Source organism: Campylobacter concisus (genome assembly GCF_902460415.1).
GTDB classification, from domain to species: domain Bacteria; phylum Campylobacterota; class Campylobacteria; order Campylobacterales; family Campylobacteraceae; genus Campylobacter_A; species Campylobacter_A concisus_Y.
On record NZ_CABPTY010000001.1, the window covers coordinates 72100 to 88051 of the forward strand.

The 15952-nt window shown below is 38.1% G+C and carries 13 protein-coding genes; 12 read left to right on the forward strand and 1 reads right to left on the reverse strand.

The genetic code is table 11. The features are described from left to right. Positions 1-49 precede the first annotated feature (49 nt). On the forward strand, positions 50-1255 hold the full coding sequence (metK, locus tag FZ940_RS00385) for a methionine adenosyltransferase (RefSeq protein WP_148821089.1): 1206 nt from the start codon (positions 50-52) through the stop codon (positions 1253-1255). Between the two features lie 44 nt (positions 1256-1299). Here the strand turns inward: metK and FZ940_RS00390 are convergent, their stop codons facing one another. Further along, positions 1300-2592, reverse strand: coding sequence for an apolipoprotein N-acyltransferase (locus tag FZ940_RS00390; protein WP_187422119.1), 1293 nt, complete (start codon positions 2590-2592; stop codon positions 1300-1302). Between FZ940_RS00390 and yajC the strand changes: the two genes are divergently transcribed. Genes yajC through FZ940_RS00445 form a run of 11 tightly spaced genes read left to right on the forward strand, consistent with a single transcriptional unit; the run spans position 2568 to position 15865 of the window. Then, positions 2568-2840, forward strand: coding sequence for a preprotein translocase subunit YajC (gene yajC, locus FZ940_RS00395; RefSeq protein ID WP_021090619.1), 273 nt, complete (start codon positions 2568-2570; stop codon positions 2838-2840). The genes FZ940_RS00390 and yajC overlap by 25 nt on opposite strands. Then, positions 2840-4420: a protein translocase subunit SecD gene (gene secD / locus FZ940_RS00400; RefSeq protein ID WP_148821091.1), complete on the forward strand. Its 1581-nt coding sequence runs from the start codon at positions 2840-2842 to the stop codon at positions 4418-4420. Before yajC ends, secD begins: the two co-directional genes overlap by 1 nt. Before the next feature lie 2 nt (positions 4421-4422). Continuing rightward, positions 4423-5394 carry a protein translocase subunit SecF gene (gene secF / locus FZ940_RS00405; protein ID WP_148821092.1) on the forward strand — a complete coding sequence of 324 codons (972 nt, stop codon included), beginning with the start codon at positions 4423-4425 and terminating at the stop codon, positions 5392-5394. Positions 5395-5403: 9 nt separating this feature from the next. Next, positions 5404-5742: a DUF6394 family protein gene (locus FZ940_RS00410; protein ID WP_021090699.1), complete on the forward strand. Its 339-nt coding sequence runs from the start codon at positions 5404-5406 to the stop codon at positions 5740-5742. Positions 5743-5750: 8 nt separating this feature from the next. Further along, positions 5751-8216 carry a leucine--tRNA ligase gene (leuS, locus tag FZ940_RS00415; RefSeq protein WP_148821093.1) on the forward strand — a complete coding sequence of 822 codons (2466 nt, stop codon included), beginning with the start codon at positions 5751-5753 and terminating at the stop codon, positions 8214-8216. Positions 8217-8219: 3 nt separating this feature from the next. Next, positions 8220-8759 carry an LPS assembly lipoprotein LptE gene (gene lptE / locus FZ940_RS00420; protein ID WP_148821094.1) on the forward strand — a complete coding sequence of 180 codons (540 nt, stop codon included), beginning with the start codon at positions 8220-8222 and terminating at the stop codon, positions 8757-8759. After that, the gene (locus tag FZ940_RS00425) at positions 8740-10314 is read left to right on the forward strand and encodes a GGDEF domain-containing protein (RefSeq protein WP_148821095.1); all 1575 of its coding nucleotides are present in this window, start codon (positions 8740-8742) and stop codon (positions 10312-10314) included. The genes lptE and FZ940_RS00425 overlap by 20 nt, the downstream gene beginning before the upstream one ends. Next, positions 10311-11513, forward strand: a complete 1203-nt coding sequence (locus FZ940_RS00430; protein ID WP_148821096.1) for a Mur ligase family protein — start codon at positions 10311-10313, stop codon at positions 11511-11513. The genes FZ940_RS00425 and FZ940_RS00430 overlap by 4 nt, the downstream gene beginning before the upstream one ends. Next, a complete protein-coding gene (mfd, locus tag FZ940_RS00435; RefSeq protein ID WP_148821097.1) occupies positions 11494-14439 on the forward strand; it encodes a transcription-repair coupling factor in 2946 nt (981 codons plus the stop codon). Before FZ940_RS00430 ends, mfd begins: the two co-directional genes overlap by 20 nt. After that, positions 14436-15200, forward strand: a complete 765-nt coding sequence (locus tag FZ940_RS00440; protein ID WP_148821098.1) for an ATP-binding protein — start codon at positions 14436-14438, stop codon at positions 15198-15200. The genes mfd and FZ940_RS00440 overlap by 4 nt, the downstream gene beginning before the upstream one ends. After that, complete coding sequence (locus FZ940_RS00445) at positions 15197-15865, forward strand: endonuclease III domain-containing protein (protein WP_148821099.1); 669 nt, start codon at positions 15197-15199, stop codon at positions 15863-15865. Before FZ940_RS00440 ends, FZ940_RS00445 begins: the two co-directional genes overlap by 4 nt. Positions 15866-15952 lie beyond the last annotated feature (87 nt).

Below are 15952 nucleotides of genomic sequence, written 5' to 3' on the forward strand. Positions count from 1 at the left end.
AATAGATTTGTTACAATTGCACAAAATTTTAGTCAATAAAAGGATAAAAATGTATTTATTTACCTCTGAAGTTGTAAGTCCGGGCCATCCAGATAAATGTGCTGATATAATCGCTGATAGCATTGTTGATACTATTTTAACACAAGATCCAAATGGTCGTGTTGCAAGCGAAGTTTTTGTGGCTGGAAAAAACATAGTAATAGGTGGAGAGATAAACTCAAAGGTAAAACTCTCTTTTAAAGATTACGAAAAGATCGTAAAAGATGCTCTTGCACATATCGGATATGATGGAAAGAGTAATTTTACAAAAGAGCAGTGCTTGCATCCAGATGATATCGAGGTCAAAGTTTATTTAAATCAACAAAGTCCAGATATAAATCAAGGCGTTGATCAAAGTAGCGGTGAGATCGGAGCAGGGGATCAAGGCATTATGTTTGGTTTTGCGAGCTGCGAAGCGAAAGAATTTATGCCAGCAGCCATAACTTACGCAAGAATGCTTTGTGAAAAAGTATATAAATTTGCCAAAGCAAACCCTGATAAGCTTGGCGTTGATATTAAAACGCAAGTTACGATTGATTACGGTAGCAAAGACAACTTTGAAAACTGCAAACCTCAAAGCATCCATACTATCGTCGTCTCTGCCCCTTGCGTGGAGAGAATGAAGATAGAAGAGCTTCGCGCACTAATACAAAAATTAATAGACGAAACTGGCCTTCCAAAAGAGCTATATAATAAAGAAAAAACGATCATCTATATAAACCCAACAGGCAGATATGTAAATCACAGCTCACTTCACGATAGCGGCCTAACAGGTAGAAAACTAATCGTTGATAGCTTTGGTGGATATAGTCCAATAGGCGGCGGTGCTCAGTCAAGTAAGGACTACACAAAGGTTGATCGCAGCGGACTTTACGCAGCGCGCTGGATAGCTAAAAATATCGTCGCAGCTGGCCTTGCAAAAAAATGTATCGTCCAGATAAGCTACGCGATCGGTGTTGCAAAGCCAACTTCAGTTAGCGTTGATACTATGGGAACTCACGCAAATGGCGTAAATGACGATATGCTTTCAAAATTTGTAAGCGAGCATTTTGCTCTAACGCCTCGCTGGATAACAAATAAATTTGGTCTTGATAAGCCAAGTAAAGATACGTTTTTATACGCAAAAGTAGCTGCAAAAGGTCAAGTGGGAAATGCAAAATACCCTTGGGAAAAACTTGATGCAGTCGATACTTTCAAAGCTTTGCTAAAAAAATAATCAAAAAAGTGGCTTTATTCAAAAGCCACTTTAAATCTCTCTTTTTAAAACTCATTCCAAAACGCTTTTTTAGGCTTTATGATCTCACTTTTTGAGCCATTTACGCTGTGATAGACTGCTTTATTATATTTTGTCGCAAGGTACTTTATAAGTAGCCTTTGAAGCACAGGTTCGCTACTTGGCATAAACCAACCATTGTTTGTGATAGCTACAACCACGTCAAATTCACCATTATAAAGCTCTTCTCTTGTTGCCTCGTAGCAGATAGCATTTCTGATTTTAACTCCGTCTATCTCATAGTCACTAAAATTTTCCGCCTTTTTAAAGTCGCTAGCTCCACCAAAAAATAGCTTATTTACTGCGTCTTGCATAAATTTTGGCAAAGGAATTTCTTCGCCAAATGGCACTAAAAATTTCTTATCCATTCGCCTTAGACCACCATCTTGAAACAAAAATGCAGAGTTATAAATTTGCTTATTTTCATAGGCAAGCGCGCCAGCTACGATGGTTATCTTTTTTGAAAGCTCTTTTAGCTCATCAACAAGTAGTGGCTCATTTGTCATAAATAGTGGAAACGCGCTTTCAGGCAGCACGATGAGACGCTTTTGCTCGGCTATGGCGTTATTTATTAAGTCTAAATTTTCATTTGTAAATTCCATGCGTAAGCTTTTATCCCAGCGCACCCTTTGAGCGACATCGGTGTTTATTAGCTCCACGTCAAATGGCAAAGTCTTTGCCCCACCACCTTTAAACTGCAAAGCGGCGATCAGGCAGATAAAAGCTAGGATAAATTTTAAAATTTTGCTTTTTAAACTCAAAGAAATGGCTGCTAAAAATATAAATATAAGCCCTCTTGTGCTTGGCTCAAAAGCTCCTACAACAAGTGTGGCCTCGAGATTAAACCAGTTAAAGCCGAATGGATGAACGTAGCTTGCTAAAAATAGCAAAATGGCTCTAAGTGCTACAAAACTTGGGAAAGAGGCTATCCAAAACATAAATCCGTAAACAAATGCTACAAAGAGAATGACAAACGGTATAAGCCAAACGAGCTCATAGTAGATAAAACTAAAGCTGATCCAATAAAACCACAAAATTCCTGTGAAAAATCCAGCTGCGAAAAAACCAGCTCTGCTTAAATTTATGATGATGTAAATTCCAGTCAAAGTTAGAAACGGTGAGATGAAATTTAAGAGCAAATTCTCGAAGAGGCTTAAAAAAATAAAGTTGAAAAGCAAAAAAGCACCGACAAAGGCTTTTATTATAATTTTAGTGCTAAAATGCCCATTTAAAAATCTTACAAATAAGGAAATCCATGCAAAACGCTGATTTTTTAACATCATTACTACCTCTTGTTGTGCTTTTCGCCATATTTTACTTTTTGGTTATTAGACCTCAACAAAAACAACAAAAAGCCCATGCAGCAATGCTCGCAGCTCTTGATAAAGGTGATAAGATAATAACTAATGGCGGACTTATCTGCGAAGTGATTAAAGCCGAAAATGATTTTATCAAAGTTAAACTTAACGATGATGTAATCGTTCGCATAGCACGCGAGTTTGTAGCTAAAAAGATCGAAGATAAATAATGCGTAACGCAAGAGTCACATATAGGCTAATTATCTTAATATTAGCCTTGATTTTTGGTTTTGGCTTTTCGGTACCATCTTTTTTTCAAACTCAAAATGGGGCTAAAATTTCACTTGGCCTTGATCTTCAAGGCGGCCTTCATATGCTGCTTGGTGTTGAAACGAGCGAAGCTATTCACTCAAAAATAAAATCAATAGCTGGAAGCATAAATTATTATGCCAAAAAAGAAGATGTGTTAATTGATAAATTTAAGATTAAAGAAGAGAACATTGACTTTACTCTCCTTGATGGCGACGAGGCTCCAAAAGTAGATAAAGCACTAGCTGAGATAAAGGGGCTTGATATCAAAAAAGATGGTTTAAATTACAGCATATCTTTAACAGAACAAGAAAGAGTGGATACGATTGAATATGCGATCTCGCAAGCTGTTGAAACTATTAGAAACAGACTCGATCAGTTTGGTCTAGCTGAGCCAACTGTTGCCAGACAGGGCAAAGATAATATCCTAGTTGAGCTTCCTGGTATAAAGACTGAAGAGGATGAACAAAGAGCAAGAGATCTTATCGCAAAGGCTGCTCACTTGCAGCTTATGGCAGTTGATGATAAAAGACAAGATCAGGCTAATACAATGAGTGAGGCTGAAGCTGAGAGCTACGGCGATGTGATCTTTAAAGATGCTAAAAATGACCGTGTAAAATATGTCGTTAAAAACATCCCAGTGCTTGACGGCTCTATGCTAACTGATGCAAAGGTTGCATTTTCTCAGCAAAATAACCTACCGATCATAAATTTCACTCTTAACTCAGAAGGTGCTAGAATTTTTGGTGATTTTACTGGTGCAAATGTCGGAAAAAGGCTTGCTATTGTACTTGATGGCAAGGTTTATTCAGCTCCTGTTATAAATGAAAGAATAGGGGGTGGTAGTGGCCAGATAAGTGGTGGCTTTACCCTTGATGAGGCTCACGACGTAGCGATCGCTCTTAGAAGTGGTGCACTTTTAGCCCCTGTTAAGATGCTAGAGAAAAGAAGCGTTGGCCCATCTTTGGGACAAGAGAGTATCAACCAAAGTATGGTAGCACTTGTTGCTGGATCTATCTTAGTCGTGTTATTTATGCTAGTTTATTATGGAATTTCTGGAATTTTTGCAAATATCGCACTAGTTGCAGACGTCGTTATATTAGTAGCTGTCATGGCGCTTTTTGGAGCGACGCTTACACTTCCTGGTATGGCTGGTATCGTGCTAACGATCGGTATGGCAGTTGATGCTAACGTCATCATAAATGAGCGTATACGTGAGCTTTTGCGTGAAGGTGTAGCGATAAGGATAGCTGTTCAAAAAGGCTATGAGCACGCCATGAGTGCGATTATTGACTCAAACTTAACTACTATCATCACAGTTGCGGTACTTTACGCTTATGGTACTGGTCCAGTTAAAGGCTTTGCAGTAACAATGGCAATAGGTATCATGGCTTCTATGCTAACAGCTATACTTGGTACTCATGGCATGTTTGACGCTGCTATGGACAAGATAGAAAAAAGTGGAAATACCAGACTTTGGTTTGGTTATAAAAGGAGCTAATGATGCAAATTTTTACTAAGGCAAAAGTTTATGATTTTATGCGTTTTAGATTTGCTTCACTAGCATTTTCTATATTTTTATTTGTTGGCTCTATCGTTTTACTTGCTACAAAAGGGTTAAACTATGGTATCGATTTCTCTGGCGGTACGCTTATTCAGCTCAAATACGACACCAAAGCGCCACTAGATAAAATCCGCGACGCTTTTGGCACAAATGAAGTGCTTAAAAACGCCTCTGTTACTGAGTTTGGAAGCGAAGATGAGGCTGTTATTAGATTTTCAGGCTCAAGCTCAAATTTAACTGGCGACATCGGTACTGAGATAAAGCAAATTTTAAAAGATACTGGAAATTTTGAAGTAAGACGTGTTGATATCGTTGGACCAAAGGTTGGTGATGAGCTTAGAGAAAAAGGCTTGATGGCTCTTGGAATTTCACTAATTGGCATATTAATCTACATCACATTTAGATTTGAGTGGCGTTTTGCGCTAGCTGCGATTGCAACTGAAATTCACGATATAGTTATAACTGTTGGTGCTATTTCGCTATTTAATATTGATGTAAATTTGGATACGTTAGCTGCCGTTTTAACGGTGCTTGGCTACTCTCTAAATGATACGATTATTATCTTTGATAGGATAAGAGAAGGTATCAAAGAGAGCAAGCGAACTGACATCGAGGGCGTTATAAACGAGTCAGTTTCTGCTACGCTTTCAAGAACTATCTTAACTTCAGCAACTACAATGATGACAGTTCTTGTGTTATTTTTATTTGGTGGAGATATGATACATGGATTTTCATTTATTCTTATCGTTGGTATTATCATAGGAACTATCAGTTCGATCTATATCTCTTCGCCGTTTCTTATCTGGTTTAAATTTAGCATCGAGCATTTTAGAAGTAGAGAGACTGAAAAGCAAAAGATAAAAAAAGAGCGCGAAAAAGAGCGTGCTATGTTTGAGAAAGGCGTTGTGTAAGGAGGGATAATGAACTGGGGAAAAGTTATCTACATATTTTTTGCATTGATGAGTCTTACGACTACGGCAGAATTTTTATATGATAAAAACGAGATTGCGCTTTTTGTGGCGGCTAGTATAAATTTGGTTTCAACACTACTTAAGATCGGTGTTAAAAATTTACTCTCGGCTGAGCTTTTTGCAAGCTCACTGGTTGCTGATTTGCACCTTATACCAGCTTTTGTTATTTTGCAAGTCTCTGAAAATATAACACTTAGCTATTCGTTGGCTATTGGCGCAGTCATTGCAAATATATTTTCACTAGCCTTGGTTTTAATAGAATCAAGCAAAGCTCAAGAAGAATTTTAGGAGAAAAAATGGCTGAAAAGAGAAAATATGAGCCTTTAAAGATAGAAAAAAAATGGCAAGAAATTTGGGATAAAAATGAAGAATTTGAACCAAAGGACGACCTAAGCTTGCCAAAAAAATATATCCTAAGCATGTTTCCTTATCCAAGTGGACGCATACATATGGGGCATGTGAGAAACTACTCTATCGGCGATGCACTTGCTAGATCATATAGAAAAAGCGGCTACAACGTGCTTCATCCTATTGGCTTTGATAGCTTTGGTATGCCAGCTGAAAACGCAGCCATAAAACATAAAATTCACCCTAAAATTTGGACTTACGAAAACATCGACTATATGAAAAAAGAGCTTGCAAGCCTTGGCTTTTCATTTTCTAAAAAGAGAATTTTAGCCACGTCTGATCCACTTTACACAAAGTGGGAGCAAAGCTTTTTTATAAAGATGTTTGAAAAAGGGCTTGTTTATAGAAAAAATGCAATTATAAATTGGTGTGAATACGATCAAACTGTGCTTGCAAATGAGCAGGTAGAGGATGGTAAATGCTGGAGATGCGGTAATGAAGTGGTGCAAAAAGAGCTTCCAGGATATTACTTTAACATCACAAAATACGCTAGCGAGCTACTTGATGATCTAAAACTTCTTGAAGGCAAATGGCCAAATCAAGTAATTACAATGCAAGAAAACTGGATCGGCAGAAGCTACGGCTTGGAGTTTAAATTTTATCTTGATGAAGCTTCAAAAGAGGCTTTAGGTGGTAAATTTGATGGCTTTGAGGTGTTTACTACAAGGGCCGATACGATTTACGGCGTTAGCTACACAGCTCTTGCACCTGAGCATCCTATTGTAAAAGCATTGCTTGAGAGTGATAAAATTGATGAAAGCAAAAAGACAAAGATAAAAACAATCCTAAATCAAAGCCCAAGAGAGCGTCAAGCGAGCGAAAAAGACGGAGAATTTTTAGGAATTTACGTCGTTCATCCACTCACAAATGAAAAAATCCCAGTTTGGGTTGCAAATTTTATCCTAGCTGACTACGGCAGTGGCGCTATCATGGCTGTCCCTGCACATGATCAAAGAGATTACGAGTTTGCAAGTAAATTTAATCTTCCTATAAAGCCAGTAGTAAAGCCGCTTGAGGGCGAGAGCGACGGTTCTAAAGCATATTCTGAGTATGGAGTTACTATAAATTCTGAGCTTATAAATGGACTTGCTTCAGAAGAAGCTAAAAATTTCATAATAGAAAAATTTGAAAAAGATGGTTTAGGTAAAAGAATCACAAACTATAAATTAAGAGACTGGGGAATTTCTCGTCAAAGATACTGGGGTGCGCCAATACCAGTAGTTCACTGCAAATGCTGCGGCGTAGTGCCTGAAAAAGAGGAAAATTTGCCTATCGCACTTCCTGAAGATGTCGAGATCACAGGCGAGGGCAATCCTTTAGATAAACATCCAACTTGGAAATTTATAAAGTGTCCAAAATGCGGTAAAGATGCGATCAGAGAGACTGATACGATGGATACGTTTGTGGAGAGTAGCTGGTATTTTGCTAGATTTGCAAGCGATGAGAAGACTTGGGGGCAAAAAGCACTTGATGAAAAGAGTGTGAATTATTGGATGAATGTAGATCAGTATATCGGCGGTATCGAGCATGCGATCTTGCACCTTTTGTATGCTAGATTTTTCCAAAAGGTCTTAAGAGATCTAGGCTATCTAAGAGACGATGAGCCGTTTGAAAATTTACTAACTCAAGGTATGGTATTAAAAGATGGCAAAAAGATGAGCAAAAGTAAGGGCAATGTCGTAGATCCTGACGATATTATCAATAAATATGGTGCTGATACAGCAAGGCTTTTTATCCTTTTTGCAGCACCTCCTCAAAAGGAGCTTGAGTGGAACGACAGCGCAGTTGAAGGCGCATTTAGGTTTTTAAATAGGCTTTGGGAGAAGGCACAAACTATCAAAAAGATAGATAAACTGCCTGAGATAGACCATGAAAGCCTAAACAAAGATGAGAAATTTGCAAGACTAAAAATTTATGAAGCGCTTAAAAAATCAACCGAGGTTTTTAGCGACACATTTGCTTTTAATACATTGATCGCTGCTTGCATGGAGGCACTAAATGCTATAAATGCGCAGGATAACGAAGATGTAAATGCTGAGGGCTTTTTTATCATCTTAAATTTACTCGAGCCTATCGTGCCGCATATTGCAAACGAGCTTAGCGAAGAGCTTTTTGGTAGGAAAAATTTCACAAAGATAGACGTAAAAGAAGAGGTTTTTGTAAAAGATAGCATCGCTCTTGCAGTTACGGTAAATGGCAAAAAAAGGGCTGAGTTTGAAGTGGCAGCGAGCGAGAGTGAGGGTGAAATTTTAAAGCTAGCTAAACAAAATGTGGCTAAATGGCTTGAAGGAAAAGAAATTTTAAAAGAGATTTATATAAAAGGCAAATTAGTAAATTTTGTCATTAAAGGATAAATTTTGAGATATTTTTTAGCGTTTTTTATTGCGTTTTTTATCTGCGGGTGTGGTTATAAGCCGGTTTCAAAGATCACACATGATCTAGTTGGCGATAAAATTTATGTTGATGTGATCATCAGTAAAGAAGAGCCAAAAAATAGTGTTTGGATAAAGGATGCTGTAAAAGAGGGCATGGTCGCAAGGCTAAATAAAAATTTATCAAGCAAAGAGAGTGCTGATACTTCGATAATTATTTCGGTAAAAGATTTAAATTACGAAGCAATTATTTATGATGAGTTTGGCTACATTACGTCATATAAAGCACATCTTAGCTTAAATTATAAGACTAAATTTAAAGATGGCAGTGTAGTTGATATTCCAGCCACTGGCGAGTATGACTTTAGTGTCGCAAGACGTCAAAAAGATGTAAGATTTGCTGACAGCATTCTTAGTGATACTCAAAAATACGAAGCTATCAAAGAGGCATCAAAAGAGGCCTTTGATGAGTATATCGCAAGTTTAGCGGTAAAAGGATATAGAAATGGCAGCAGTAACCGTTAGTCAAATAGTCAAGGAAGCCTTAAATGAGATCAAAGATCGTCATTTGATGCTAACGCCAGAGAATTACACTGAAGTCTATAATGAAATTTCTAAAAAATATGGCTTTACAACAGAAGAGAGTAAAAAGATAGAAAAATATATCTCAAGGCTTGGTGATGAATATAAAAATCAAGCCCTAAGCCTTCATATAAAGACGGTCGATGAGTTTGTCGCTTTTATGACTGCTAGGCTCTCTAGAGGTGCTCAACAAGGAGCAAGTCTTGCAACTGATGATAAAAAACTACAGTCACTAAATGCATTTGCTAGAAGAATCCTCCAAGCAATCTCAATGCTTCACAATAAAGATGCAAAAAGCTTAGCAGAGCAAAGTATGCAGCTGCTCGCTAGAAGATATGATGAGAAAAATCTTGAAGAGATGTGCCTTAGATGGTTTGACTTTGTTAGCTCTTACGACACTGAATTTTTAGAATTTTTGAAATATTATGGTGTTAGAAATTTTGATGATTTAAAGACAATGAGTTCTGAACTTGAGAAATTTCTTACACAAAAAGATGAAGATGGCGAAGAGGATGTTTTGATTCAGCTTTTAAGCCTTACTCTTGAGCCTTCTATTACAAAGGATCTTGATGAAGAGCTTAGTTCGATAAGAAGTACTTTGAAGCAAAATCCTAAAACCTTAAGTAGCAAAGAATTTCAAGAAAAGGTAAAGTCATTTGTTGATCGCAGAATAGAAGAAGACAGAACGGAGATCATAGAAAAAGTTGGTTCGTTAAATAATGTTTTACAAAATATAAGCGAGAGAATTTCTGATATCGCGGTTAGTTCGCAAAGTAGTTCTGATAAAGTAAAAAGCATTAAAAATGATCTAAAAAATGTAAATTTAAATACAAACAGTATTGATCAAGTAAGAAGCATGCTTATTGAGATCGCTGGTGCTTTGGAGATCGAGAGCAAAGAGCTTGGTATCGAGATGCACAATAGACAAGCTACTATCTTAGAGCTTCAAAATAGAGTAAACAGCCTTGAAAAAGAGCTTGAGGAAGCTAAACTGGAGAGCAAAGAAGACTTTTTGACAAAGGTATCTACTAAGCGTGCTTTGATGAATGAGATTCAACGCATTGAAGAGGCATATAAACGCTATGGGACTGACTATTCTATCTGCTTTGTTGATATTGACTTTTTCAAAAGCATAAACGATACTTATGGACATGAGGCTGGCGATGTTATTCTTTCAGCAGTGGCTCAAGTGCTCAAGAAAAATGCTAGAAAGGTTGATTTTGTTGGTAGATATGGCGGTGAAGAATTTGTAATCTTACTTCCAAGTACTGGCTTAAAAGATAGTGTTAAATTTGGAGATAAGCTAAGAAGCATGATAGAAAATTTCAAATTTATCTATAAAAATGAGCGTATCAAGGTTACTATAAGCTCCGGTATAGCGACAAGAAGTGCAAATTTAAGTGAGACAATGACGCTTGAGGCTGCCGACAAGATGCTTTATCTCTCAAAAGAAAATGGTAGAAATCAAGTAATGCCAAAGATAATCGAGGAAAAATGAGCCTAGCTAAATTTCTTGATGGCAAACCACTTTACTATAAAGAGATTGACTATGGCAGGATTATTAGAGCGTATGCGACTATAAAAGAGCATATAAAGCCATTTAAGATTATTCACATAATAGGCACAAACGGCAAAGGCAGCACTGGCCGCTTTTTAGCGCAAATTTTAAGCCAAAATGGCGCAAAAGTAGGGCATTACACGAGCCCTCATATATTTAAATTTAACGAGCGATTTTGGTTAAATGGCGAAGTCGCTAGTGATGAAATTTTAGAAGCAGCTCACGAGCGCATGCAAGGACTTCTAAGCGATGAATACAAGATAAAAACAAGTTATTTTGAGTATATGACATTGCTTTCAGCTGTACTTTTTGAGGGTTGCGACTACTTTGTCTGCGAAGCTGGTATGGGTGGTGTGCTTGATGCGACAAATGTTTTTGAAAAAGAGTTAAGCATTTTTACGCCTATTGGGCTCGATCACACGGCAGTTCTTGGAAATAGTTTAGAAGAAATTTCACGCACGAAGTTTGAGGCTATGGGCACAAGAGCTATTTTAAATGACGAAATGAACGAGATAAGTATCGCTATAGCAAAAGAAATTTCAAGCGAGAAAAAGGCAGCTTTAAGCTTTCCAAGAGAAATCTTAACTGCTAAAAATTTAGATGAGATAGCAAGATACGCTGACAAATATAACTTACCGGAATTTTTACGCTCAAATTTAACTCTAGCCTACGCCGCTGCTAAAATTTTAGATAACAGCATAGACATAAAAAAGCTTGGCGCTCTCACGCTTCGAGGTAGATGTGAAAAGATCGATTCAAATTTATACGTTGATGTCGGTCACAACGAGCTTGGCGCAAAGGCTGTTGCTAAGAAATTTAGCCAAGGTGAGTTTGCCAGCAAGAAGCTTACCTTGGTCTATAATTCGTTCTTAGATAAAGATTTTAAAGCTGTTTTGACAGCACTTAAGCCGGTCATTAATGACGTACTGCTTTATCACTATCACTGCGAGGGCAGGGAGCTTGGCGGAGAGCTTATAAATAAAGCGTTAAACGAGCTTGAAATTTCGCATAGAGAGTTTGAGCCAAGCGATATGAACGATATAAAAGAGGCAAAAAACGGCAAAATTTATCTAGCTTTTGGCTCATTTCATCTAGTTGAAGCCTTTTTAAAAGAGTACTATGCAAGCAAAGGTCTATGAGTATCTTTTAACGCACGCCCCACAAATTCTCATCTGCGAAGATGACAAAGAGGCGGCACTCTGCGCTGATGCGGCCAGTTTTGCTGGCTTTAGCGCTTTTAAATTACCTGATTTTAGAGCTAAAAAGGGCGATGATCTAAGAAGCTTTAACGAAGAGCTTTTTGAAATTTCATCCGTTCTTAGTAAATACTATAAATTTAATGGCAAAAAGATCATTATAAGCCCATTTAGCACGCTTTTAAACCCACTTCCAACGCAAAAAAACCTAGAAAGCTCAACAATCAAGCTAAAAGATAATCTAAATTTAAGCGAATTTGCTGACCTACTCATACGCTTTGGCTACGAGTGCGTCGATATCGTTGAGAGCGTTGGCGAGTTTAGCATTCGTGGCGAAGTCATTGACATTTACGGTGTAAATATGGATGATCCTATTAGAATTTTACTCTTTGGCGATGAGGTGGAGAGCATAAGAAATTATAACACCGCCACACAAATTAGCAACAAAGCTGAGCTAAGCGAAGCCGAGATCGTGCCATTTCTCGCAAATTTGAGCAAAGATGAGTTTGAAAAAGTTAGCCAAAAGATCGAGGATATGCAAAGTGACGCTTTGGTGAGCGATCTAAATTCGCTTGGATTTTGGGCGATAGATAGCTTTAGCGACTACTTAAAAGAATTTGGCTCAAAGCTTGTTAAAAAGATCGATTTTGAAATTTATGATGCGCCTGAAGAGAAATTTAAGGGCATTGAAATTTTGCCAGAGCCAAAGGTCTATAAAGACCTAGAAGTCACTTTAAATTTTGACTTTTTTGAGCTAAATAAGAGCAAAAGCATAACCGTTCTTTCAAGAAATGAAGGGCTTTTTAAGGGCTATGAGCTTGATGGCTTTGCTAATGTAAAGCTTGAAATTTCGCCCCTTGTAGTAAATTTAACCTCAAGTGATAAGATCGTAGTCTCACTTAATAAATTTGAGAAAAAAAGACGAGTTAAACGCTCAAGTCTCGTGGTGGATGAGCTAAAGGTAAATGACTACGTCGTGCATGAAGATTATGGTATAGGCAGATTTTTGGGGCTTGAAAAGATCAAGGTTTTGGGCGTGACAAAGGAATTTGTGGTTATCGCCTACCAAAATGACGACAAGCTTCTTTTGCCAGTTGAACATCTAAATTTGATAGACCGCTACATCGCTCAAAATGGCTCTATGGCGGTGCTTGATCGCTTGGGCAAGGCAAATTTTACAAAGATAAAAGAGAGGGTTAGAGAAAAACTCTTCGCGATCGCTTCAAAGATCGTAGCAATGGCTGCAAAAAGAGAGCTAATCGCAGGCAAAATTTTACAAAAAGAGGATATCTCTTATCTAAATTTCGTTCAAGATGCTGGCTTTTCATATACGAATGATCAGCAAAAAGCGGTAAATGATATAAAAGATGAGCTAAAAAGCGGCAAGGTGATGGATAGGCTGCTTAGCGGAGATGTTGGCTTTGGCAAGACAGAAGTTGCGATGAATGCCATATTTACCTGCATAAAATCAGGCTTTAGCGCATTTTTCTTTGTGCCAACGACGCTTCTTAGCTCGCAGCACTACAAGACGCTAAGCCAAAGATTTAGCAAATTTGGCATAAAGGTTTTTAGATTGGATCGCTTCTCAAGTGCCAAAGAGAAGTCTAGCCTGCAAAAAGCACTAAAAGAAAATGAGCCGATAGTTTGCGTGGGAACGCATGCACTTCTTGGCATAAAGGCTGAGAATTTAGGGCTTATAGTGGTTGATGAAGAGCATAAATTTGGCGTTAAACAAAAAGAGCAGTTAAAAGAAATTTCTCAAAATTCACACATCTTAAGTATGAGTGCCACTCCTATACCAAGAAGCCTAAATATGGCGCTTAGTAAGATAAAAACATATAGTATTTTGGCCACTCCGCCAAGCTCAAGACTGGATGTTAGAACAAGTGTGAGAGAGTGGGACGAAAAGGTCGTCAAAGAGGCGATCATGCGTGAGCTAAGACGTGGCGGGCAGACCTTTTACATTCACAACCACATCGCAGACATTGAGCAGACAGCAAATGATCTAAGAAAAATTTTGCCAAAGCTTAGGATCTTGATACTGCATTCAAAGGTAAATGCGAAAGTTACTGAAGATGAGATGATGAAATTTGAGCGGGGCGAGTATGACTTGCTACTTTGCACCAGCATCGTTGAAAGTGGCATCCACTTGCCAAATGCAAACACCATAATCGTAGAAAATGCTAATAAATTTGGCATGGCTGACCTGCACCAGCTGCGCGGTCGTGTGGGCAGAAGCGATAAGCAGGCCTACTGCTACTTTTTAGTTGAAGATAAAGATGCCATTAGCAAAGACGCTCTAAAACGCCTTGTCGCACTTGAGGGCAACTCATTTTTGGGCGCTGGCTCAGTGCTAGCCTATCACGACCTTGAGATAAGGGGTGGTGGCAACATCATCGGCGAGGCGCAAAGCGGCCACATCGAGGCTATCGGCTACTCGCTATATCTAAAGATGCTAGAAGACGAGATCAATAAACTGCTAAATCAAGACTCCGCAAAGCTTGACAAGATCGATCTAAAGCTTAGTGTGAGCGCCTTTTTAAATCAAGAATTTATAAGAGAAGATAGGCTAAGGCTTGAAATTTACAGGCGCCTTAGCAAGTGTAAAGAGGTCGCTGAAGTCTATGAGATACAAAGCGAGCTTGAGGATAGATTTGGCAAGATAGATACATTTACAAAGCAGTTTTTAGACCTTATCATCATCAAAATTTTAGCTCTAAAAGCTGGCATAAAGACGATCTCAAACAGCGAACAAAATATACTAATAACAAAAAATGATGACGAGAAGATCAGGCTAAAGTCACGTAGCAAGGACGATGACGATGTTTTGGCTGAAATTTTGGTCTATCTAAGAAAGGATAAGAAATGATAGATTGGGGTGTGAAATACGCAGCGATTTATAAGAGCACAAAAGGGATGTTAAAGCCAGTTGAGGATATTGATTTTGTCGATATCGACTCACTTTATGGACTTGAAAAACAAAAAGAAATTTTGCTAAAAAATACTAGAAATTTTATAGCTGGCGACGAGGCAAATCACGTGCTTCTTTGGGGTGAGAGAGGATGTGGCAAGTCAAGCCTTGTAAGGGCTGTTTTTACTAAATTTTATAAAGCTGGACTTCGCATCATTGAGATCGGCTGCGAGGATCTAAAATACCTTGGTGACATCATCGATGAGATCAGAAAGAGTGAGTTTAAATTTATCATTTTCTGTGATGATCTAAGCTTTGAAAATGGTAGCAATGAGTATAAATTTCTAAAGTCTATAATGGATGGCTCTATTCAAAAGCCACCTAAAAACGTCCTTTTATACGCCACTTCAAACCGCAGACACCTAATAAGCGAGTTTAAAAGCGAAAATGAAAACTCAGAGCTAATAGACGGAGAAATTCACTACAGCGACGCAGCTCAGGAGAAAATTTCGCTCTCAGATCGCTTTGGTCTTTGGATCAGCTTTTATCAAGGCAACTACGATGAGTACCTAAAAATGGTTGATTTTTACTTTAAGGACTACACTGGCGACAAAGATGAGCTTCACACGCTTGCTAAAAATTTCGCCACGCTAAGAGCCAGCAGGAGCGGCAGGACAGCAAAGCAGTTTTATCTAACATTTAAAGAAAATTTCAAATGAGATCAACTGATCTGTTTTTGGTTCTACTAAATCACAAAAAGAGAAATTTAGACGAGCTAAAATGGCCAGGCGAGGGCACTTTTGAGGTCATTTTGGGCGCTATTTTGGTGCAAAATACCAACTGGAAAAACGTTGAAAAAGCGCTAGATAATCTAAAAAAAGCGAGCAAAGATAGCCTGCAAGGCATTTGCACGCTTGAAAACAGCGAGCTTGCCACACTCATAAAGCCAAGTGGCTTTTACAACACAAAGGCAAAACGGCTAAAGACGCTTTGCCTAGCTATAAAAAATGAATTTGAGAGCTTTGATAATTTTAAAGAAAACGCTAGCCGTGAGTGGCTCATAAGCGTAAGAGGCGTTGGTGCTGAGACTTGTGATGCGATACTTGCTTATGCTTGCGGCAAGCCTTATATGGTCGTTGATGCTTATGCGCTTAGGATAATGGCATATTTTGACTACATTTTTGAGAGCTACGACGAGGCGGCTGAGTGGTTTAGCTCGCTTGATTATGATGAAATTTACAAATTTCTTGATAGCGAGAAATTTGATGAGGTTGAAATTTTAAAACTCTATCACGCTCTTATTTTGGAGTTTTGCAAGGAAAATTTCAAAGGTAAAATCTTAAGCCAAAATGGTCAAAAAATATTAAGCAGTATTAAAAATTAAACTACTAATATTTAACAACTCTTTATAAATTTGCCAAAGATTGGGGCTTTTTATAATCTATTTTAAAATTCTGTGCTAAATTTACAC